The 23,811-nt window shown below is 41.5% G+C and carries 19 protein-coding genes; 2 read left to right on the top strand and 17 right to left on the bottom strand.

The features are described from left to right. Positions 1 to 159: 159 nt before the first annotated feature. The 11 genes from fabG to truA form a co-directional block, all read right to left on the bottom strand. The gene (gene fabG, locus ACSBL2_RS03035) at positions 160 to 903 is read right to left on the bottom strand and encodes a 3-oxoacyl-[acyl-carrier-protein] reductase (RefSeq protein WP_442590200.1); all 744 of its coding nucleotides are present in this window, start codon (positions 901 to 903) and stop codon (positions 160 to 162) included. 88 nt (positions 904 to 991) lie between these two features. Next, positions 992 to 2,047, bottom strand: coding sequence for an agmatine deiminase family protein (locus ACSBL2_RS03030; RefSeq protein WP_442590199.1), 1,056 nt, complete (start codon positions 2,045 to 2,047; stop codon positions 992 to 994). Further along, positions 2,031 to 2,906 carry a carbon-nitrogen hydrolase gene (locus ACSBL2_RS03025; RefSeq protein ID WP_442590198.1) on the bottom strand — a complete coding sequence of 292 codons (876 nt, stop codon included), beginning with the start codon at positions 2,904 to 2,906 and terminating at the stop codon, positions 2,031 to 2,033. The genes ACSBL2_RS03030 and ACSBL2_RS03025 overlap by 17 nt, the downstream gene beginning before the upstream one ends. A gap of 59 nt (positions 2,907 to 2,965) precedes the next feature. Further along, complete coding sequence (locus tag ACSBL2_RS03020) at positions 2,966 to 3,178, bottom strand: cysteine-rich CWC family protein (RefSeq protein WP_442590197.1); 213 nt, start codon at positions 3,176 to 3,178, stop codon at positions 2,966 to 2,968. Positions 3,179 to 3,339: 161 nt separating this feature from the next. Beyond that, positions 3,340 to 5,718, bottom strand: coding sequence for a ribonucleoside-diphosphate reductase subunit alpha (locus tag ACSBL2_RS03015; protein WP_442590196.1), 2,379 nt, complete (start codon positions 5,716 to 5,718; stop codon positions 3,340 to 3,342). Between the two features lie 107 nt (positions 5,719 to 5,825). Then, the gene (locus ACSBL2_RS03010) at positions 5,826 to 6,797 is read right to left on the bottom strand and encodes a ribonucleoside-diphosphate reductase small subunit (protein WP_442590195.1); all 972 of its coding nucleotides are present in this window, start codon (positions 6,795 to 6,797) and stop codon (positions 5,826 to 5,828) included. A gap of 473 nt (positions 6,798 to 7,270) precedes the next feature. Next, positions 7,271 to 7,681, bottom strand: a complete 411-nt coding sequence (locus ACSBL2_RS03005) for a septal ring lytic transglycosylase RlpA family protein (RefSeq protein ID WP_442590194.1) — start codon at positions 7,679 to 7,681, stop codon at positions 7,271 to 7,273. Positions 7,682 to 7,990: 309 nt separating this feature from the next. Continuing rightward, entirely contained in the window at positions 7,991 to 8,467 is a 477-nt protein-coding gene (locus ACSBL2_RS03000; protein ID WP_442590193.1) for a methionine-R-sulfoxide reductase, read from the bottom strand. A gap of 174 nt (positions 8,468 to 8,641) precedes the next feature. Further along, on the bottom strand, positions 8,642 to 9,514 hold the full coding sequence (gene sucD / locus ACSBL2_RS02995; RefSeq protein ID WP_442590192.1) for a succinate--CoA ligase subunit alpha: 873 nt from the start codon (positions 9,512 to 9,514) through the stop codon (positions 8,642 to 8,644). A gap of 69 nt (positions 9,515 to 9,583) precedes the next feature. Continuing rightward, positions 9,584 to 11,353 (bottom strand): ABC transporter ATP-binding protein, encoded by a 1,770-nt coding sequence (locus tag ACSBL2_RS02990; RefSeq protein WP_442590191.1) that lies wholly within the window; start codon positions 11,351 to 11,353, stop codon positions 9,584 to 9,586. A 2-nt stretch (positions 11,354 to 11,355) separates the two neighbouring features. Next, a complete protein-coding gene (gene truA, locus ACSBL2_RS02985; protein WP_442590190.1) occupies positions 11,356 to 12,108 on the bottom strand; it encodes a tRNA pseudouridine(38-40) synthase TruA in 753 nt (250 codons plus the stop codon). A gap of 84 nt (positions 12,109 to 12,192) precedes the next feature. Between truA and ACSBL2_RS02980 the strand changes: the two genes are divergently transcribed. Together ACSBL2_RS02980 and ACSBL2_RS02975 are read left to right on the top strand one after the other, a co-directional pair. Next, positions 12,193 to 12,651, top strand: a complete 459-nt coding sequence (locus ACSBL2_RS02980) for a DUF4293 domain-containing protein (RefSeq protein WP_442590189.1) — start codon at positions 12,193 to 12,195, stop codon at positions 12,649 to 12,651. A 172-nt stretch (positions 12,652 to 12,823) separates the two neighbouring features. Then, a complete protein-coding gene (locus ACSBL2_RS02975; protein WP_442590188.1) occupies positions 12,824 to 14,656 on the top strand; it encodes a DEAD/DEAH box helicase in 1,833 nt (610 codons plus the stop codon). A 63-nt stretch (positions 14,657 to 14,719) separates the two neighbouring features. On the opposite strand, the gene ggt is transcribed toward ACSBL2_RS02975, so the two are convergent. From ggt to ACSBL2_RS02945, 6 genes are all read right to left on the bottom strand, one after another. Continuing rightward, positions 14,720 to 16,417 (bottom strand): gamma-glutamyltransferase, encoded by a 1,698-nt coding sequence (gene ggt, locus ACSBL2_RS02970; protein WP_442590187.1) that lies wholly within the window; start codon positions 16,415 to 16,417, stop codon positions 14,720 to 14,722. Between the two features lie 82 nt (positions 16,418 to 16,499). Continuing rightward, positions 16,500 to 19,280: a TonB-dependent receptor gene (locus ACSBL2_RS02965; protein WP_442590186.1), complete on the bottom strand. Its 2,781-nt coding sequence runs from the start codon at positions 19,278 to 19,280 to the stop codon at positions 16,500 to 16,502. A gap of 285 nt (positions 19,281 to 19,565) precedes the next feature. After that, a complete protein-coding gene (locus tag ACSBL2_RS02960) occupies positions 19,566 to 19,883 on the bottom strand; it encodes a hypothetical protein (protein WP_442590185.1) in 318 nt (105 codons plus the stop codon). Positions 19,884 to 19,963: 80 nt separating this feature from the next. Further along, positions 19,964 to 20,962, bottom strand: coding sequence for an NAD(P)H-dependent glycerol-3-phosphate dehydrogenase (locus ACSBL2_RS02955; RefSeq protein ID WP_442590184.1), 999 nt, complete (start codon positions 20,960 to 20,962; stop codon positions 19,964 to 19,966). Positions 20,963 to 21,037: 75 nt separating this feature from the next. Beyond that, complete coding sequence (locus ACSBL2_RS02950) at positions 21,038 to 22,393, bottom strand: efflux RND transporter periplasmic adaptor subunit (RefSeq protein WP_442590183.1); 1,356 nt, start codon at positions 22,391 to 22,393, stop codon at positions 21,038 to 21,040. Positions 22,394 to 22,422: 29 nt separating this feature from the next. After that, entirely contained in the window at positions 22,423 to 23,727 is a 1,305-nt protein-coding gene (locus ACSBL2_RS02945) for a TolC family protein (protein WP_442590182.1), read from the bottom strand. Positions 23,728 to 23,811 lie beyond the last annotated feature (84 nt).

Raw genomic sequence — 23,811 nt, 5'->3', positions numbered from 1 at the left:
GTTTAAATCCAGCATAGGCTCAGCACATGGACACACTTGTCTTTACATGTCCGCAAAGCATTTTTTACTAAAAAAGGTAGAAGTTCTGATGAAGAATATCAAAAGAACTTCTACCCTTTAGCTACCCGGCGAAGAACGAAAGGTTATACAAAGAAAGCCCTATAACATGCCTCCGCAAACAGACAATACCTGTCCGGTTACATAAGCACTCATATCAGACGCGAGGAATACACACACATTAGCTACATCTTCCGGTTCCCCTGCTCTTTTCAATGGAATACCTTCTTCCCAGCCTTTCACTACTTTAGGATCCAGTACATCAGTCATTTCGGTGCGGATAAAACCAGGAGCCACCACATTGGTACGAATATTTCTTGAGCCCAGTTCTTTAGCTACAGATTTTGAGAAACCAATAATCCCTGCTTTTGAAGCGGCATAATTCGCCTGACCGGCATTCCCCTGTACGCCTACAACAGAGCTCAGGTTAATGAAAGAGCCTTTACGGTTCTTCATCATAATTTTCGATGCTGCTTTGGTTACATTGAATACAGATTTCAGGTTCACGTTGATGACATCATCCCAATTTTCTTCACTCATGCGCATTAACAATCCGTCTTTAGTAATCCCGGCATTGTTTACCACGACGTCTATTGTACCAAATTCAGCAACGATATCGGCGATCAGCTGTTCTGCCTGGTCAAATTTAGAAGCATCCGAGCGGTAGCCTTTAATCTTTGTACCATATACCTGCAGTTCCTGCTCCAATGCCTCTCCCTTTTCTACAGAAGATAAATAGGTGAACGCCACATTAGCGCCCTGCTCAGCAAATTTCTCTGCGATCTTGCGGCCTATTCCTTTTGAAGCACCAGTAACTAATGCTGTTTTTCCTTCTAATAATTTCATTGTTTTTCTTTATAATTCGAAGGATAATCTTGTTATCCCCCAGGTTTTACATGATTCTTTTGGTTGTTTAATGACTGGCTCGTGTGATTTAAATGGCCGGTTCCTGTTGACTAAGGCAGTGAAAACTACCCAGTCCCCAGATAATATCTGTGGAATCTATACCTACCACTTGTCTGTCAGGGAAAACACCCTGAAGGATTTCCAGGGCAATTTTGTCGTTCACATCCCTGAATGTTGGGACAATAACGGCAGCATTGGCAATATAAAAATTGGCATAGGATGCTGGCAGGCGGGTATCTTCATGGATAACTGGTGAGGGCATAGGTAACTCGACAATATTCAATGGCATACCATTGATCAGGCGCATCGCCTTCAACTCTTCCAGATTTTCTTTCAGCAGCAGATAATTTTCATCCAGCGGATTAGATTCTATTACAGTCACTACTGTATTCGGATTCACGAAGCGCGTAATATCATCAATATGGCCGTCTGTATCATCACCTACAATACCATCTCCTACCCAAAGCACCTGCAGGGCACCATAACATTCTTTCAGGTATTCTTCAATCTGTTCCTGGTTCAGTTCAGGGTTCCTGTTTTTATTCAGCAGGCAAGCCCTCGAAGTCAATATCGTACCAGCCCCATTAAACTCTACAGAACCACCTTCCATCACAATACCGGGATGGAACACAGGAATATCGTAATGATCAGCAATCAGTGTAGGAATCACATCATCAAGCTCATATGGAGGATACTTTCCTCCCCAGGCATTGTATCCCCAGTCCACAACCACCTTCTTTTCATCGGCAACAGGATTAACCAGAAAAGCAGGACCATGGTCACGGCACCAGGCATCATTGCTGGGATGAAGGAAAAACTCAATCTGTGACAGGTCAGCACCGGCTTCCTGCAACTTTGCTGTAGCAAAGGCGACTGTTTCCTCATCATTCACATTGATCCTTACTTTCTCTCCGGTAGCTACAATTTTAATAAACTCACAATAAGGGGCATAGATCGTCTCTATTTTCCCCGGCCATGAAGCTTCTTTATGAGGCCATGTTAACCAGGTAGCCTCATGTTTTTCCCATTCCGCAGGAAAGCGGTATCCGGCTCTCCTGGGCGAATTGTTAAATAGATTCGTCATCTATATATCTTTTGGTAATTTGTGAATAACTATCAATTCTTCTGTCACGTAAAAACGGCCAATGTGTTCTGTAGCTGTCAGATTTTGATAAATCAAGTTCAACCACTTTCAGTTCTTCTTTATCATGTGAAGCCTGGTATAAAAGTGATCCGAATGGATTGGAGACAAAAGAACCTCCCCAGAAGGATACACCTGCTTCTTCACCTACACGGTTAATACTGACTACAGGAACGCCATTTGCAATGGCATGTGAACGCTGGATGGTCTGCCATGCATTGTACTGTTCTGTATTTGTCCCTTCATCCTGTGTGGTTGCCCAGCCTATGGCAGTAGGGTACACCAGGAAGTCGGCTCCCATCAATGCGGTTAAGCGGGCAGCTTCAGGATACCACTGGTCCCAGCAGATCAGCACACCAATTTTTGCATATTTCGTTTTGAATACTTTATAGCCTAAATCTCCTGGGGTAAAATAGAATTTCTCATAGAAACCTGGATCATCCGGGATATGCATTTTACGGTATTTTCCCAAATAGGTTCCATCAGCATCCAGTACAGCTGTAGTATTGTGGTATAATCCTTCTGCCCGCTTTTCAAAAAGCGAAGCCACGATCACTACGTTAAGTTCTTTTGCGATCACAGATAATACATCTGTGGAGGGACCAGGAATAGCTTCTGCAAGCTTGAAATTCTCATAATCTTCTACATCGCAAAAATAAAGGGATGTAAAAAGCTCTTGTAAACATACCACCTGCGCACCCTGGGCTGCTATTTTGCGGATCTTTACGATTGCTTTATCTAAATTTTCTTGTTTGTTACTGGTACAGCTCATCTGGACCAATCCAACTTGTACTTTAGCCATTCTTGAATGAAATTTTATGGTGCAAAGTTAACAGAAAAAAAATTCTGTGGAGATAATTGTTAAACAGCTGTTTTGGTCAGGGTCTCCCTGTACTCCTGCTGCAGTTCAAACAGGCATTTGGCACAAAGGCAACTTTCATAATGCTCACTAATATACTGCACCTCGTTTAAGTCGAGATGAACTATACTGCACTGACATTTGGTATAAGAATTGGCCTTACACTCAATGGGAGCACCGCAACGTTCGCATGGGATGATTTCGTGTTTTGCCATTTTTACTGCTAAAGAAGGTAGTGCCTTAAGGATTACCTGTATCAGATAATCCCTTGTACAGGCCATTATTACCTACTGTATATTAAATACAAAAGTACGGTAAAATGAATTACCGTACTTGATATGCCTAAGAATATGAGATTTAAATTATGCTGATCTAATTATCCTGAGCAACTGATACAGCCCTCTTCCATAGAGCAAACCGGTCCGTCGGTAATTTCTTCGGCTACCTGCTCAATATGTTCCGGGATGACCGGTTCCATATTTTTACCGGCCTGGTTCTCCACTGTAAATTTCACAGCCTGTGCTGCTGCCTGTGTACGCAGGTAATACATTCCGGTTTTCAGTCCTTTTTTCCATGCATAGAAATGCATTGACGTCAGTTTAGAGGTATTAGGTGCATTGATAAATAAGTTCAATGATTGCGACTGACAGATATACGCTCCGCGATCTGCCGCCATATCAATGATACTTCTCATTTTAATCTCCCATACCGTTTTATACAATTCCTTGATGTAATCAGGTATTTCAGCGATGTCCTGGATAGAGCCATTGGCCAATATAATCCTGTCTTTCATTGCCGGTGTCCACAATCCAAGGGCAACAAGATCCTTTAACAGGTGTTTGTTGACAACTACAAACTCCCCACTTAACACCCGTCGGGTATAAATGTTGGAAGTATACGGTTCAAAACATTCATTGTTCCCTAAAATCTGCGAAGTAGAAGCGGTAGGCATGGGTGCAACGAGTAGCGAATTGCGTACCCCGTCTTTAACGACTTTCGTCCTTAAGCTTTCCCAATCCCAGCGATTGCTTGAAGGGCTTACCTTCCAGAGGTCAAACTGGAATTTACCCTGGGATAGCGGAGATCCCTCAAATGTGGAGTATGGCCCTTCCTTCACTGCCAGATCATTTGATGCCGTCATGGCAGCAAAATAGATCGTCTCAAAAATCTCTTTATTCAGTTCTTTAGCCCCATCACTTTCGAAAGGAAGGCGCATCAGGATAAATGCATCTGCCAGGCCCTGCACCCCCAGACCAACCGGTCTGTGACGCATGTTAGAGTTTCTCGCTTCTTCTACAGGATAGTAGTTGTTATCAATGATTTTATTCAGGTTAACTGTAGCCTGATAAGTTACATCATATAACTTCTGATGGTCAAATTCACCGTTAATAACAAATCTTGGTAAAGCAAGAGAAGCTAAATTACATACCGCAACTTCATCTTTTGAGGTATATTCAATAATCTCGGTACAAAGATTAGAGCTTTTTATGGTGCCTAAATTCTGCTGATTTGACTTACTGTTTGCCGCATCCTTATACAAAAGATACGGGGTACCTGTTTCAATCTGTGAATCTAAAATCGCAAACCACAGTTCCTGTGCTTTGATAGTTTTACGTGCCCTACCTTCTTTCTCATAGCGTTCGTACAAAGCATTAAACTCTTCACCGAAACAGTCTGCCAGACCTGGCGCTTCATGCGGACAAAACAAGCTCCATTCTCCATTGGCCTCTACACGCTGCATAAATAAGTCGCACACCCAAAGGGCATAGAACAAATCACGCGCACGCATCTCTTCTTTACCATGGTTTTTACGCAGGTCCAAAAATGAAAATACGTCGGCATGCCAGGGTTCCAGGTAAATTGCAAATGCACCTTTACGTTTGCCTCCCCCCTGATCTACATAGCGGGCGGTATCATTGAATACTTTCAGCATCGGCACAATACCATTACTGGTACCATTTGTACCACTGATATAAGAACCTGTAGCCCTTACATTATGGATGCTGAGTCCAATTCCACCGGCACTTTGCGAAATTTTCGCTGTTTGCTTCAGGGTATCATAAATACCTTCGATACTGTCATCCTGCATAGACAACAGGAAACATGATGACATTTGTGGTTTCGGTGTCGCTGCATTAAACAAAGTTGGTGTAGCGTGTGTAAACCAGCGCTCACTCATCAGGTTATAGGTAGCAACTGCACTGTCTATGTCACCTTTGTGAATACCTACAGCAACGCGCATAAATAAATGCTGGGGGCGTTCTACTATAACCCCGTTAATTTTTAGAAGGTATGACTTTTCCAGGGTTTTAAAACCAAAATAGTCAAATCCGAAATCTCGGTCATAAATGATTGTACTGTCTAAAATGTCAGCATTTTCCCTAATTACCTCCCAGACATCTTCCGCGATAAGCGAAGCAGATTTATCCGTTTTAGGATCCACATATTCATATAACATTTCCATCGTTTTGGTAAACGACTTCGTTGTATTCTTGTGTAAGTTAGACACGGCAATCCTGGAAGCCAGTAAGGCATAATCAGGATGTTTTGTGGTTAAAGAGGCAGCGGTTTCTGCAGCCAGGTTGTCCAGTTCAGAGGTGGTCACTCCATCATACAAACCTTCAATTACTTTTTTGGCTACATCTATAGGATCCACCAGTTCTGCATTGAAACCATAACAGAGTTTCTCTATACGCGCTGTGATCTTGTCAAACCTTACCGCTTCCTTGCGGCCATCTCTCTTTTCTACAAACATATTTTATAAGTTTTTGTCCTGCTGCAGGATTCCAGGAAACCGTGCAACAGGAAGTATGTCAATTTATTTTATTGGTGGAATACGTATATCCGGGAGGGCAATACCTCTTAAAAATCTTCATCCAGGGAGAAAGCCGCAGCTTTGTCTTCTGATGAAGTAAGGACTCCGCTTTTCTGATAATCACCTACTCTCTTTTCAAAGAAATTGGTTTTTCCCTGAAGGGAGATCATTTCCATAAAGTCAAATGGATTCGTCGCACCGTATATTTTATCGTACCCCAGTTCCTGCGACCACCTGTCGGCTACAAACTCAATGTACTGCGACATCAGTTTTGCATTCATGCCAATGAGAGCCACCGGCAATGCATCGGTTACAAATTCTTTTTCAATCTCAACAGCATCTTTAATGATCCCGTGAACAGCTTCCTGCGTTAATCTAGTCTGAAGCATTTTATACAATAGGCAGGCAAATTCACAGTGCATCCCCTCATCCCTTGAAATCAGTTCGTTGCTGAAGGTTAATCCAGGCATCAGTCCGCGTTTCTTCAACCAAAAAATAGAACAGAAACTGCCACTGAAGAAAATACCTTCTACCGCAGCAAAAGCAACCAGACGTTCAGCAAAATTACCATTGTCAATCCACCTTAATGCCCATTCTGCTTTCTTCTTCACACATGGAACAGTTTCAATTGCATGGAACAACCTGTCTTTTTCCGCTTCATCTTTGATATACGTATCAATTAACAGGGCATATGTTTCTGAATGAATGTTTTCCATCATAATCTGGAAACCATAAAAACAGCGTGCTTCCGGCAACTGGACTTCACTCATGAAGTTAACCGCAAGGTTTTCGTTGACGATACCATCACTGGCAGAGAAAAATGCAAGGATGTGTGAGATAAAATGTCGCTCGCCATCATTCAAGTTGTCCCAATGTTTCTGGTCATCAGAAAGATCTATCTCTTCTGCAGTCCAGAAGCTAGCTTCGCTTTTTTTGTACATTTCCCATATCGCCGGATATTTAATTGGTAAAAGGACAAAACGATCCTTATTTTCCTTCAATAAGATTTCTTCTTCCATGAATATATTTTAAATAATGTAAATGATGTCTTGTTATTTAGTTGCGGCAAAAACCATTAAAGTCAGTAAGCTATTATCCAGAGGTGAAAGATGGAGACAGACAACAAGTCTGAATAACATCAATACTTTAAATATCAACACATTATATAATAAAACTTTAAGGAATCGGCCGGAATACTCGTTACACAAATATAAACTTTGGGGGTTTTAAATGTTAGTAATAGTTGTTAACATGAGGCGCAATTTATCCACAGTGAGGAATAAATGTTACAGTTTATTTGTTGGGATTGCCCAATTGATTAGGCAATCCCCCTAAGTGCTTATCTGCAATAAATTGAATTAGTCCGTGAAAATCAGGCAAGGAAAAATAGATCAGCCGCAAAAGGGAGACATGCAGCATTTACTGCATAGCCAGAATGGGACAGAAAAAAGATGTTAATAACACATGAAAAATCAGGAAGCGGAACCTCAGACTAAGATTTAGGATCGTAGCTGATTTCGACCCTGGACTGCCCTTTCTGGAAAAAGCCAAGCTCTTTGGCAGCACCTTCTGAAACATCAATAATATATCGTTTGCTGTGTGGCCCACGGTCGTTGACTTCCACATCAACAGATTTACCATTGGAAAGGTTAGTTACTGTAACTATTGTGCCGAACGGCAGGGTTAAATGGGCAGCGGTAAATTTTTTGCGGCTGTATCTGACACCACTTGAAGTTCTACGGCCTTCAAATTTCCTATGGTAGTAAGTGGCGAGTCCCGTTCTTGTACGAAGTGAATGAGCTGAAGGTGCTGTAAGATCTTCATTAACAACTTCCTTCGTATCTTCCTGAGCATTCACCTGTAGAAACAGAAACATACTCAATAAAAGCAAACAATGTTTCATAAGCGTGTATTTATTTATTTCAATCGCCTTATTACCTGCAGAATATACAACCAGCCCTAAAGCCAGTACCCTCTCCCTTTACGGCAATAAGAATTTATTTATTTATTTCATCTTATGGAATTCACACTCAAATCAATAACCAGTCCCGGCTGCTATCAGATCGTGCTCCATTCATATTAATTTTATCAGAGCTTTCAAATGTAAGCAAAAAAACAGATTGCTTCCAAAAATAAATGCCCAATGAATTGATCATCGGGCATTTATACCTTCGCCAACATACCATGGGCAACCTAATAAATGGCTTAAAAACTACTTATCTGCTACAAAATTCATAGAAATAGAGTTGACACAGTTACGTGTATTTTTTGCGGTAAAGCCTTCACCGAGGAAAACATGTCCCAGATGGGCCTTACAATTTGCACACACAATTTCTGTACGGGAACCATCGGCATCAGGTATTCTCAAAACTGCACCTTTGATTTCATCATCAAAACTTGGCCATCCGCATTCCGATTCAAACTTTGATTCAGAACGATACAATGCTGCATTACAGCGTTTACAGGTATAAGTTCCCTTAGCTGTATTATTCAGCAATTTACCGGTACCAGGATATTCAGTGCCCTTACGTACAATGACGTCTTCTTCCTCTTTGGTTAATTTATTCCATTCCATTTTGTCTTTCGTCTTTTTTGTATCTTCCTTTTTCGGTTTCTGGGCACAGGCCATGAGGCTGCTCAGCAATATAAATCCGATAAGAATTGTTGATTTGTGAATGATTGTTTTCATTGCTTTCCGGTTTATGCCTGTCGATTCATTCCAACAGCGATTTCATCAGGTGTTGCCTAAAGATACGCATCGCATGCAGCCTTAGTTTTAGCGGGAGAGGAAGGTGACAAAACCATGAATAAAAAAAGAGGCCCGGTAAACCGGGCCTCTTGCTATATCTTATTTTGGGAACACTTATTTTTTCAATAATTCTGCCATAGCGGCACCAATCTCAGCAGGGCTTTCTACAACAGTAATTCCGCACTCTGCCATAATTTTCATTTTTGCAGCAGCAGTATCATCAGCACCACCAACAATAGCTCCGGCATGTCCCATTCTACGTCCTGCAGGAGCAGTTTGGCCAGCAATAAATCCTACTACTGGTTTAGTTCCGTTTTCTTTGATCCATAGGGCTGCTTCAGCTTCCATTCCACCACCAATTTCACCAATCATGATGATACCTTCAGTTTCCGGATCATTCATTAATAATTCAACAGCCTGTTTAGTCGTTGTTCCGATAATCGGGTCACCACCAATACCAATTGCTGTAGTAATTCCTAAACCAGCTTTTACCACCTGGTCCACAGCTTCATAAGTTAAGGTACCTGATTTTGATACCACACCTACTGTACCTTTTTTGAAAATAAAGCCAGGCATAATACCTATTTTAGCTTCATCAGCAGTAATAATTCCAGGGCAATTCGGACCGATTAAACGGCAATCCTTGTCAGCAATATATTCTTTAACCTGAATCATATCCTTTGTAGGGATACCTTCGGTAATACATACGATAACCTTAATTCCTGCTTCTGCAGCTTCCATGATCGCATCTGCAGCAAAAGCCGGAGGAACAAAGATGATAGATACATTAGCACCAGCCTGATCAACCGCATCTTTAACCGTGTTAAAAACAGGTCTATCTAAATGAGTTTGTCCGCCTTTACCAGGAGTTACCCCGCCAACTACGTCAGTTCCGTATTCTATCATTTGCGAAGCATGGTATGTACCTTCATTTCCGGTAAAACCTTGTACGATTACTTTTGAATCTTTATTTACTAAAACACTCATGTATCTATATTTTTTTATGCAAATCTAAGATTATTGAATGGATTGCCAAATCCAATTCAAAGTTTTAAACTATTTGTCAATACCTACAGAATTAAATTGCAGATCGTAAAGTCTTCTGTAATATCCGTCTAATTTAAGCAACTCCTGGTGATTCCCGATTTCCCGGATCTCCCCTTTATCCAGAACGATGATCTGGTCTGCCTTCTGAATAGTGGACAACCGGTGTGCAATAACAATCGAAGTACGGCCCTTCATGAGCCGGTCAATCGCATTCTGAATCAGCATCTCTGTTTCGGTGTCTACAGAGGAAGTTGCCTCATCCAGTACCAGAATCGAAGGATTATAAACCAAGGCCCTGATAAAAGAGATCAGTTGTGCCTGTCCCGCGGATAAGGTTGCACCCCGTTCCATCACATTGTAATGGTAACCACCGGGAAGCCTTTCAATGAACTCATGAGCCCCGACTTTCCCTGCCGCATCGACCACTTCTTCCATGGTGATGGAAGGATTGTTGAGCGTAATATTATTGAAAATGGTGTCAGAAAACAAGAACACATCCTGTAAAACTGTAGCGATGTTGTTACGCAAATAGTTCAGTTCATAATCATCAATATTTATCCCATCCACCTTAATCTTCCCCTTCTGGATTTCATAAAACCTGTTAAGGATATTGATGGTAGAGGATTTACCAGCCCCTGTAGCACCAACCATAGCCACCGTTTGCCCCGCCCCGACTGTAAAAGACAGGTTTTTCAACACATAATTTTCTTCATTATAAGCAAACCATACATTCTCAAATGAAATGGCACCCTTCATTTTCTCAGGTTGGTAATTGCCTTCGTTTTTGGTTATTTCTTGTGTATCAAGCACTTTGAATACACGCTCAGCCCCTACCATTCCCATCTGAAGGGTGTTGAACTTATCTGCCAGCTCACGTATCGGACGGAATAGCATACTGATGTATAAGATGAACTCTGCAATTGTGCCGGGAGTGACATCAAGCGGTTTCGACAGGATGCTTTTGGCACCATACCAGACAAGAAGTCCAAGCGACATGGCAGAAATAATCTCCACAACCGGAAAGAAGATAGAATAATACCAGTTCGACCTGATGTTGGCATCACGGTAACGTGAGTTGATCTTTTTGAATTTTCTATATTCCTGTTCCTCCCTGGCAAAATATTGTATAATGGATATCCCTGTGATATGCTCCTGCAGGTAGGTATTTAAATTGGAGACTTCCGTACGGATTTCCTGAAAGGCCGATTTTATGGCTTTCTGAAAGATGGATGTTGCCATAATCAGCAATGGCATTGGCAGTAGCACCATCAATGTCAATGTCCAGTCGGCATACAGCATCACCCCAATGATGGCAATCACTTGCAGGATATCCCCAATGATCACAATCAGGCCCTCCGAAAAAATATCAGAAATGGTTTCCAGATCGGACACTGTCCTGGTAATCAGCTGGCCAATGGGAGTTTTATCAAAAAACTTTAGTCTCAGCCTAGTAATGTGGTTGAAGACATTTATCCTGAGGTCGCGTATAGCCGATTGTCCCAGTGTATTGGTCAGCAAGGTGTGACTGTATTGGATGACACTTTGTACAACCAGTAGCAGCAACATCACGATGGTCATCATCAGCAAGCCTTTATATTGCCCTTTAAGGATATAGTTATCTAGCGTATACTTAATGAGGAAAGGCCTCACCGGGGCAACCACAGCCATAAGAATAGTTAATATAACCGACCATATAAAAATACTGCGATAGGGTTTCACATACTGAAAAACCCTTTTCAGCAGGCTGACATTAAAAGCATCACCAGTTATTTTAGACATATTTATTTTACGTAGGGATAAACAATGTGAACGAGGTAGAGGCCACAGGCTGGTACCGACTGTCCTGCATTGCTTCTGTTTTTACTTTCTATAATTTCCCGGAAATGCTGCAGGCTGATTTCCCTTCTGCCCACCCTGATCAGCGTGCCTACTACGGCACGCACCATATTCCTCAGGAACCGGTCTGCAGTGATGTGAAAGACCAGTCCCCCTTCTGTTTCACGGAAGCAAGCTTCGGTGATCCTGCAATTGTTGGTTGCCGTATCGGTATGGGATTTACTGAAACTGCTGAAATCCTTATAATTTAACAACTCCGTCGCCGCTGCATTCATAGCAGTAACATCCAACTGTGCCTTATACAGCCAGGACCTGTTTAATTTAAATGGGTCTTTATGAAAATGGAAATGGTATTCGTAAGATCTCGCCGTAGCATCGAAGCGGGCATGTGCAGCAGGGCTTACCGGAAATATCCTTTTTATAGCAATCTGATAAGGTAAAAGTGCATTTACGCTACCAACAGCTCTCGCAACAGCAGTTTCATCTACATCCTCCAGGTCCATATGGGCAAAAAAATCAGAGGCGTGTACGCCTGCATCTGTTCTTCCGCAACCCAGGGTTTCTACCTTTTGCCTAAAAAAAACAGAAAGTGCCTTATCCAGTTCTTCCTGAACAGTGATGGCATTGGGTTGTACCTGCCAGCCATGATAAGCACTTCCATCATAGGCTAATTCTATAAAAAAACGTTGTGTATTCAATTGACTGCAAAAATACTTTTTTCCCTCAACAAGATATGGCTTTGACTGTCTTTTAATATATTTGTTGGAAATTATTGAATTGATATGATACAAAGAGTCCAGTCGGTATGGTTGTTTCTTGCGAGTATGACCATGCTGTTATTATTGTTATTGCCCATACTGTCTAATGAAACCAATAATGCGGAACTCTGGTTCCAGGTGGGAGGAATCTATCAAAAGATCAATAAAGTTACCCAGCAAACCGAATCATTCCCTGCACTGTTTGGTGCAACAATTCTGGTCGGCTTAATCTGTCTGGCAAATATTTTTAACTTTAAAAACAGGACCCTGCAAAAGCGGATCATCATCCTGATTATTCTTTTTATTCTCGGTTTGGAAGCTGGTATGTTCTATTATGCGCAGGAAATGCCGGGTGGTTTAGAAGGAGTTACCTACAATGCAGGTGCTTATTTACCGCTGCTCTCCATACTATTTTGTGTACTGGCCTACCGGGGAATCCGTAAAGATGAGCAGTTAATCAGGTCGGCTGACAGATTAAGATAACATTTTTCGGTATTTATTTAGTTATGTACCAAACAAATACCGAAAAATAAGCTTACCTTTGCGGCTTAATATAAAGTTATAGTGACCACCGTCATATTTCGTACCTTTTCCAAAAAGGAGTAAATAAGCGTAATAGGACAGTATCATAACCTTTTCAAAAACAATTTTACGAATGATAAACCCATTTAAATTATTGGGGATAAGTGATGACGTTGTTAGTGCCGTACAGGATTTAGGTTTCGAAAATCCAACACCTATTCAGGAGCAAGCTATTCCTGTGCTGTTAGAGGGCAATAACGATTTTGTTGGTTTGGCCCAAACAGGTACCGGAAAAACAGCAGCATTTGGTTTGCCGCTAATTGAGCTGATAGATTTCACAGTGAACAAGCCACAGGCTTTAATATTGTGTCCTACCAGAGAGCTTTGCTTGCAGATTGCCAGCGACATCAAGAATTACTCAAAAAACACGCCTGGTGCGAGTGTTGTTGCCGTTTACGGTGGCGCAAACATTATGCAGCAATTGCGTGAGATCAGAAACGGTGTACAGGTTGTAGTTGCAACACCGGGTCGTATGTTAGACATTATTGGCCGTAAGGCTATAGATTTCACCAATGTGAAATATGTAGTGCTTGATGAAGCTGATGAAATGTTGAACATGGGCTTCCAGGAAGACATTAATGATATTTTGTCTACTACTCCTGACGATAAAAAAACATGGTTATTTTCAGCGACTATGCCTCCTGAGGTAAGAAGGATCGCTAAAAATTACATGGATAACCCTACCGAGTTAACCATGGGTACCAAAAACACAGGTAACGTAAATATTGAGCATGAGTACTATGTAGTACGTGCCAGAGATAAATATGCTGCCTTAAAACGTATTGTGGATTTCAACCCTGAAATTTTCGCAGTAGTATTCTGTAAAACCAAGATGGACACACAGGATGTTGCAGAGAACTTAATTAAGGATGGCTACAATGCTGATGCTTTACATGGCGACTTGTCACAACAACAACGTGATAAAGTAATGCAGCGCTTCCGTGACCGTAACATGCAATTATTAATTGCTACTGATGTTGCTGCACGTGGTATCGATGTAAACAATGTAACTCACGTGGTGAATTATTCATTACCTGATGAAATTGAAAGTTATACCCACCGTAGTGGACGTACAGGAAGAGCTGGTAAATCCGGTATCTCTATCTGTATTGTAAACTCGAAGGAGTTAGGTAAAATCCGTCAGATTGAAAGAATCATTGGAAAACAATTTACTAAAGCTGAACTGCCAACAGGATTTGATGTTTGTGAAAAACAATTATTCTCTCTTGTTCATAAAGTTCACAATGTTGAAGTAAATGAGAGCCAGATTGACCAATACATTCCACGTATCATGGATGAATTTGCTGAATTAAGCAAAGAAGACGTGATCAAACGTTTTGCTTCTTTGGAGTTTAACCGCTTTTTAGAATACTACAAAAATGCTCCTGATTTAAATGCAGCAGCAAATGACGAACGTGGTGAGCGCGGCGAGCGCGGAAGAGGTTCAAGAAACAGTGATTATACCCGTTTATTTATCAACTTAGGTTCGGTAGATGAATTTACTAGAGGTGACTTATTATCTTTTGTATGTAACAATGGTAAAATCAGTGGTAAAAACATTGGTAAGATCGACCTTAAAGGAGTGTATTCATTCTTTGAAGTTGAAAATGCAATTGTTGATTCCCTGTTCAGCAACTTCAAAGACGTTCAATTCAACAACCGTGGCGTTAGGATTGAAAAATCCGGTGATGCACCTGAAGGTGGTGAAAGAAGAGGCGGCGGAGAAAGAAGAAGTTACGGCGGCGACAGAAGAAATTCTGGTGGGGGCGATAGAAGAAGCTACGGTGGTGACAGAAGGAATTCTGGCGGAAGCGGAAGACGTGAAGGTGGAAACGGCGGTGGCGGATTCAGAGATTTCTCTGGAAAACCACGTGAAGGTAGCGGAGAAAGAAGACGCAGATCTTAATCAACATACAAATACTAAAAAGGCCAGGATGTTTATCCTGGCCTTTTTTATAGGATCAATATTTTAATAACCGAGACCAGTATCATTTCCCCTCGGGTCTGCCCCGGTCTCCAAGGAACCATCTTCTTTCACCAGGATGGCATCTATCCTGCCCATCGGTCCGCGTTCTACAATCCTGTAACCCTTTGCGGCTAAACGTGCCCTCGTCTCCGGATCAATAGCTCCCTTTTCTACGTAAACTTCATCAGGTAACCATTGGTGATGAAAGCGTGGAGCTGCAACTGATGCCTGCATATCTTTGTCAAACGCCAGAACGTTTAGAATAGCCTGAAACACTGAAGTGATGATAGTAGAACCGCCCGGAGTTCCAACGACCATCACCAGCTTCCCTCCCTTTTCAATGATTGTCGGCGTCATGGAACTGAGCATCCTTTTGCCCGGAATAATCGAATTGGCAACCCCTCCTACCAGTCCATAAGCATTCGGTGAACCTGGCTTCACAGAAAAATCGTCCATTTCATTGTTCAGAATAAAACCAGCCCCCTCTACCACAACCAATGATCCGTAAGACCCATTTAAGGTAGTTGTGGCAGATACTGCATTTCCCTTACTGTCTACAATTGAAAAATGCGTAGTCTGTTCACTCTCATAATTCGACAATTTACCCGGATTCACTGCAGAACTCGGTGTAGCCTTTTCAAAACTGATATCGGCTGTACGTCCGTATATATATTTACGCTCCAGTAAGGCCTGCTGAGGAACTTTAAAGAAATCCGGATCACCAAGATAACTTGCCCTGTCTGCATAGGCCCTGCGCTCTAATTCGACCATCAGTTGTACAGTAGAGTCTGTTTGGAATCCCCAACGATGCAGAGGGTATTCGCTGATCTGGCCAAGCATAGTGATCAATGCTATACCACCACTGGAGGGGGGAGGCATAGAAATCACTTTAAAATCCTTATACTGCCCTGATACAGGCTCTCTCCATACCGCCTGATAATCTTTAAGATCAGCAGAACTAATGATTCCGCCGGTATGCTTCATGGACTTCACAATTGCCTCGGCAACAGGCCCCTCATAAAATCCTGACCTCCCTTTATCCCGTATCAGCTTTAATGTAGCCGCTAGCTCAGGCTGCTTTAACAGGTCGCCTGCTTTCCATAAGCCTTCCTTCACAAAGGCCACAGGTTTTCTGTTATACTTTAAGAAACGTTCTTTATTCCTGTTCAGCTCATCTGCCTGCTGAGCAGTAACGGCAAAGCCTCTTTCGGCCAGATCAATGGCAGGCTGTACATCTTTTTTCCATTTTAATATGCCGTATTTATCATGTGCGCGAACCATACCTGCCACCGTTCCCGGCACACCTGACGCCAGGGCACCAAACAGGCTTTTATCGGCAATTGCATTGCCTTTATCATCCAGATACATATCCCTCGAAGCACTTCCGGGAGCTTTCTCCCGGTAATCCAAAGCATCCTGATCTCCTCTGTTTCCCCGGTATACCAGAAAACCACCACCCCCAATATTACCAGCATTGGGATAAACCACAGCAAGGGCAAACTGAACAGCAACTGCAGCATCGATGGCATTTCCCCCTTTTTTCATGACAGCTACCCCAACCTTGGTAGCTTCAGGATGGGCGCTGACTACCGCTGCATGTTTATACAATTCATTGCTTTGTCCGCTAGCGCTGCCATACCCTACCAGCAAGATAAACAATATGCCAATGAATACGCCGGAAGTTGATTTTATATAACTCATAGTACTATAATTAAAAAAGTTCCTTACCAGGGATGCTCCACCTGGTAAGAAACTTATTAAATCTAATTGATTTTGTTGAATTTTAAAAGTTAAGCGATAGTCTGGTGAATACATACCTGCCAAGATAGCCGAACTGCGGAGCCTGATTGGGATATAATATGCCTGAAGTTCCCTGTGAAGCCAATAATAATTCCTGAGGATAAACATCAAAGATATTATTTGCTCCTACTGTCACCTTAAGATTTTTGGTGAAGTTATAACCTGCACCCAGATCAGTGATTACCCTGCCGGTCAATTCCTGCTGATTAGCCACGGTATTTGTTGGCTGTGATACCTTACCGAAGTATACGTTACGCAAGAAGGCATTCCATTTACCGATAGAATAATCAAAAGTAATGTTAGACTTTATCCTTGGGGTAACTTTCTCAATCAGGATACGGCTTGCCGCATCTAGGTAGGTGCTTTCTTTTCCTGCCAGCAGAGGAGAAGCATGCACATCTCCTACAATGGAAGTTTTAGTGAAAGTAGTTGCCCAATCGGTACGAAGGGTTCCGTTACCTAAGTTGGTATTATAAGATAGAACCACATCAAGTCCTTTGGTTTCAGTATCTACAGCATTGGCAAAGAACCTTGCAGTAGTGGCATTTGCCAAACGCAATAGATTATAAATTTCTTTATCCTGATCAGATGCTGTTGCTGAATTGTTACCGGTAAATTGTCCCGTATAAATCACCCGGTCGTTGATCCTGATAAAATAACCATCAACAGTAATTTTTAATTTACCCAGGTTGGAAGTAAAACCTGCACTTAAGCTTTTGGAAGTTTCTTCTTTCAATTCAGGAATCCCCAATAATTGTGCAATACGGCTATCATTGGAGAAGGTTCCCGATTCTACAATGTTTCCATCTATATATACGGAAGAGGTGGAACTAAAGAAGCGCTGATGAAGGGATGGGGCTCTGAATCCTGTACTCGCCGCAGCACGCAACAGGAATTTATCAGAGAACTTGTACCTGGCAGCAAGTTTACCGTTTACAGTAGATCCGAAGTCTGAATAATTTTCAAACCTTGCTGCTGCATCAACCAGAAACTTTTCTGTCAGATTGAACTCAACGTCGCCATAGGCTGCAAATGAGTTGCGTGATTCATTGGTCAGGTTGGCTTCATTGATACCCGGAAAACCTTGTGCTCCACCTGCATACGCAGCCCCATTGGCCGCAAACCTTGTAGATACGTTTCCACTGGCATCGGGAATAAGGATAGGCGCACCTGTACCATCTGTTCCAACCCGTAAGGCATTGCCATAATTCCGCCACGAGGCTTCTTCCCCGGGATTAATTTTATAGTTTTCATACCTGTTCTCAAATCCAAAAGCAACGTTTATTCCTTTCAGCGGATCGCTGAAAAAGCGGGAGAAATCAAGGTTGGTTGTATTTTGGGTAAACTCATATCCGCCCGACTCAAATGAGGTTGGCGAAGCGGTAAGCAATGAGGCATTTACGGTATTCTGTGTCTTGAAATCGATAATATTACGTCCGAAGGTATTGCTGAAATCAGCCTTCCACTTTCCTGCATTTCCTCTGATCCCAACCGCAAAAGATTGATCCAGACTATTGGTTACAATTTCCGGAAGGAAACCATTGGGGTAAATAGTCGCATTGTTCTGGGTAAGTTGACGCGGCGTACGGTAGAATGCATTTGATATACCATTCCTGTAGTTTACTCCCCCAAAAGCATAAATTTCAGCTTCCTCGGCAACCGGAATGGAAGCGTTAAAAAATAAAGCACCACCTCTGTTTTGCGATTGTCCGATATTAGGGACAAAGTCGGAACGTGTTTGTCCTCTTCTTGCCAGCTCTGCATCGGTAATGTCCACTCCTGTTGGACTTGGATATAAGGATGGATTGTTATAGTCGGTATAGATCACACCACGGTAAGGTGTCGTACGTGAAGCAAAATCCCGGTAATCAAATGATCCGGAAAAATTTAAATACCCTCCTTTATCAGATAATTTAACCCCATAGTTCACATTTGCTTGAATCGTCTCTCCATCAAGGCCATCTGAATGTTTACCGCTATATCCACCACCAGATACATTTGCCGTCAGTTTGTTCACATCATCATTCAAAATAATATTAATTACACCTGCAATTGCATCTGAGCCATACTGGGCAGCAGCACCATCACGAAGGATCTCTACACGTTTAATCGCAGAGGTAGGGATCGCATTCATGTCGGTACCAACAGAACCTTTACCTAAACTTCCGTTGATGTTTACGAGGGCAGTTGTATGTCTTCTTTTTCCGTTAATAAGAACCAATACCTGATCGGGACCTAATCCACGCAATGAGGCAGGATCAATATGATCAGTACCATCGGTCAGACTCATCACATTGGAGGTGAATGAGGGAGCAACGAAATTCAGGATCTGGTTTAAAGATACCTGTGGAATATTTTGTGTGATCTTTTTGATGTCTACTACATCTACCGGCACAGGAGTTTCCAGGTTAGAGCGGGGAGCACTTCTTGACCCCAAAACAACTACATTCTCCAAGTCGTTGCTGTTGGCAAGCAACTGGAAATCGAGTGTCTGTATTTCTCCCTCGGCAAGGGTTACAGTCTTCTGTTGGGTACGGAAACCAATGTAGGAAACCACAATGGTATATTTACCTGGTTTTGAAAGCTTAAGCTCATACTTACCTGAAGCATTGGTCCCGACTCTTTGTACATTGCCCGATACGGCCACAGTAGCACCTATAATTGTTTGTGAAGTATCACTTACAGTCCCACGGATCGTTTGTGCTTTTGCACCGATCACGGAAATAGCAAATAAGAAGATAAGAAAGTAAAATTTAATTTTCATGCGCGCTTGTTTTAATTTGTTTGATAGAACCATCTACGTTAACTTTCCACCCTCGGGATCAAATTATTGGTATGAAATAGGGTAAAATGGAAGATGTATATTTGGATTATTTCAAAGATATGTTAATTCACTACATATACTATATATTTAGTAGTATTTATCACATAATGAAATGGTTTTAACAATTACCTGACATACTGAAATCAAGCTCCCCCCCCCGAAACAGGCAAAAAAAAAATCCGGCTTTTCTGGAGCCGGATTTTTGAAATATGATCAAATGATCGCCTAATTTTTAACCGGCTTATCTTTAATCTGAGACGCTTTAAGGTAAACTTTCTTACCTTTTTTATTCACATAATATTTCCGGTTATTCCCGTTAATATACACATTGGAACCATCCGGGGCCATTTTTCCTTTGTAGGTTTTATCGGACACTTTTGCAGAACCTTTAACAGCAACCTCAGCTGTTTTATTTCCAACTTTTGAGGCCGTTTTATCAATGGTTTCTCCTACGGTTTTCTTTTTTTCCTGTGCCTGCGCAGAGAATGAAACTGTAGCTGCTAACGCCAGGGCGAATAACCCTGATAAGAATCTCATTTTCATATGCTTGATGATTTATATAATTACCTTTATTCTTATACACAGGCAATTACCATACCAACAGGATCCAGATCAGCAGCAGATCAACTCAGCTTTTCGGTTAACAGCTTCATTTCAATTTGTGGAGAATGTTTTTCATATAAAATTGCATATACAGCCCTACTAATCGGCATGTCTATTTTGTATTTCTTATTGATCACATGCATACAGCTTGCTGCATAATATCCCTCTGCAATCATATTCATCTCCAGCTGTGCGGATTTCACAGTATATCCTTTACCCACCATATTACCGAAGGTACGGTTACGGCTAAATTGTGAGTATGCAGTCACAAGAAGATCGCCGAGATAGGCCGATTCCTTGATATCCCTCGTGATGGGGTGTACTGCATCAACAAATCTTTTGATCTCTCTTACCGCATTGGAAATAAGGACAGCCTGAAAATTATCACCATAGCCAATACCATGGCAAATCCCACTGGCTACAGCATAAATATTTTTCAGCACAGCCGCATATTCAGTACCGAAAATATCGTCCGAGATATTAGTCTTTATATAACGCGTATTTAATAATTTACCAAAATAACCTGCACCTTCAATGTCTAAGGAAGCAATAGTGAGATAGGATAGCTTCTCTAAAGCCACTTCCTCGGCATGACAAGGACCACTGATGACCAAGATATCCGTTAAGGGTACATTGAATTTCTCATGGATGAATTCACCAATAATTTGATTTTCATCAGGTACAATGCCTTTAATAGCAGACACGATCTTTTTACCGGCAAGCATTTCCGGAGTTACATTTGCCAATGTTTCTTTTAAGAATGCAGCGGGTACATTTAAGACGATCCAATCTGCAGGAGCTATAATTTCAGCGATATCGTTGGCGATATGATGCGCCGGAATCCTAATCTCTACTGAACTTAGGTATTTAGGGTTATGTTTATATTTTTGGATATGGGCTATTGACTCAGCATCCCGCATCCACCACAATATTTCCTTTTCAACTAAATTGTCTGAGAGCATTTTTATGACGGCAGTTGCCCAACTCCCGCCACCAATCATTGCGACTTTTGGTATCATTATTTATAAATAAAAAATCCCGGCTTAATGTTTTAAACCGGGACAAATTACTTATTTTATTGCTAAGCACTAGGCTTACTTTTTATCTGAAGTAGCAAACAGCTGATCTTTAGTTGTTTTTTCTACTTTCACTCCATCTTTAAGTTTGTTTTGAATGGCTGAATAAGGACCACTTACGACTTCAGTTCCAGCTTTCAAACCACTTTTGATCTGAACATATTGATCATCCTGGATTCCTGTAGTCACTTCTACCTGTTTCACTGTTCCATTGGCAGCATAAGTATAAACATACTGTTTCAATTGTTTATCGTTCAGTTTGTTTTTCTGCTTTTCAGCACTGGCATCATTGGCTTTACCTGCATCCACATTTTTATCGGTATTGCTCTTGGTGAAGACCGACTGAATAGGAACAGAAAGACTCTTGACAGAAGAGCTTTCAATATCTACTGTCGCAGAAAGACCTGGTCTGAATGGAGAAGGAAGATCTTTTGCACCACCTTTCACCCCTTTATAAGAACCTGCGTCGATCCTGACTTTCACCACAAAGTTTGTCACCTGGTCTACAGTTGTGGTCGTCGTGCCGATATCTTTAGAAGAGCTCGCTATTTCCGTCACAATCCCTTTAAACTTTTTATCGGCAAAGGCATCCACCTCAATTGTAGCACTGTCACCCACACTCACCCTGTTGATATCATTTTCGTTCACGTCTACGTTGACTTCCATAGAATTAAGGTTGGAGATTCTCATAATTTCCGTACCTGCAAATTGTGCTGTTCCCAAGATCCTGTCACCAAGTTCTACTGACAATTTTGAAATTACACCATCTACTGGTGCATAGGTTGTTGCCTTGGCAAGGTTAGCACTTGCTTCCTGCACGTTTGCACCTGATTGTTCCAGGTTAAATTTGGCGGCAATCAGTGACTGTTTTGCACTTTCAAGATTAGTTTTTGCAGTTGAATAAGCAGCTTTTGCCGCATCATATTCCGCTACGGAGATTACTTTCCTTTTAAACAATTCCACATTACGTTTATAAATTGCGTCTTCGTTTGCAAAAGTTCCTTCCGACTGTTTCAATTGTTGTTGCGCAGAGCCCACACTTGCTTTTTGGGAATTATAGGATGCACTTGCTCTGTCATATCCTGATTTTAAGATGTCAGGTCTTATTTTAAACAATAATTGTCCCTTTTTAACAATATCTCCTTCTTTAACTAATAATTCAACTACCTCACCAGACACTTCAGAACTGAGTTTAACTTCAGCCTCAGGCTGAATTTTGCCACTTGCCGTTACTGTTTCCGTTACTTTTCTTTGCTGCGCTTTTTCTACAGTAACTTTCTCAATTTTTTCACCGCCAATCAAGCCCGTAAATTTCGCTACGAGAAGTAGTGCAATGAGCACACCAACTGCAATAAGTATATGTTTCAGTTTCATTTCTTTGTGTTTATTATGTTTGTATAAGGTTAAAAGTTAATCTGCTTGCCCAAGTAATAATCAATTACTTTTGATCTGAATACAAGGTCATACTTTGCTTGTATGAAGTCTATCTCTGCTTTGTTTCTGTTCGTCCTGGAGGTATTGTAATCCAGTGAATTGACCAGTCCGACATTGTAACGTTGCTCAATAACATTGAATGCATCTTTCTGGGCATTAAAGGTATTCTGTGTAGAGGTATACCGGCTATCTGCTGCACGGAGATCTGCTATAGCCTGCGCAATGACTTTGTTCAGGTTATTTTTCATCAGGCTTTCCTGAAGTTTATAATCCTCATAGTTTATTCTCGCCCTCTTAACATTTGATTTAGCTTGCAGGCCATTAAAAATAGGAATTGAGATATTTATCCCGATATTTTGATATATATTATTATTCAATTGATCAATAAAGTGGGCATCATTGCGATAATTATCCAAATCCTGCAATGGACTGTTCCCTAACACATAAGAATACCTGGAACCAACACTACCTCCCAGAGATATTTTAGGACTCAAACTCCCTTTAGCAACTGCGACACCTCTTTCTGCAGCTTCCCGGTTAAGTGCCGCTAATTTAATATCCGGAAAAATCGCTAAAGAAGAATTGTAGACCTCATTGACATTATAACTTTTCTGCGCCATAGCGATGTCCTGGATGGTAGGTGCAACAACAACATAGTTATCAGAATCAGCCCTCATTTCCATAAGCTGCGAAAGTGTTAAATAGGAAATAGTGAGTTGATTCTGGGCATTCGTTACATTTAACTCCGCAGTTGCTGCCTGGGCTTTTGCCTGGGACACATCTGCAATTGTTTTATTTCCAGCCTCTAATAAGGCTTCTTCACGTTGTTGTGTCTCCTTTGCTACTACCAATTGCTCTTTCGAGGCCCTCAGCAAGTCGACATTATAGACCACCTGAAAATAGGCCGTAACAACCTGTAATGTCAAGTCATTTTTTACTTTGTCCAGGTTACTATTCCCTGCCTCCAAGAGAATTTTATTTTGCCGGATCTGGTTTATTTTGGTAAACCCACCAAACAAATCAACTGAAGTGCTTAAGGTACCACTTCCCTGGTAAAATTTTTGAGAAACCAACTGGTTATTCGATTGATCTAAACTCCGTCCAAAATTGAGACTGTTATCTATCCCTCCATTTAATGTTGGATAAAGTGCCGCCTTTGATTGTTGTAAGTTTACAGATGCAGTAGAGGCACTCAGTACAGCCTGTTTAATATTAAGGTTGTTCTGCAACATTCTGTCAATTGCCTGCTGGATGGTAATCGTTTCCTGTGCCATTAACCGGCTGGAAAAGCTCGTAGAAACTAGGAGAAATAAAGCAACGTAACTGAATTTTGACAACCGACTATTGTTGGTAAACAT

The organism is Pedobacter sp. AW31-3R (assembly GCF_052180285.1).
GTDB lineage: Bacteria > Bacteroidota > Bacteroidia > Sphingobacteriales > Sphingobacteriaceae > Pedobacter.
Note: the sequence above shows the minus strand (reverse complement) of the source record. Positions and strands in the feature narration are given on the sequence as shown.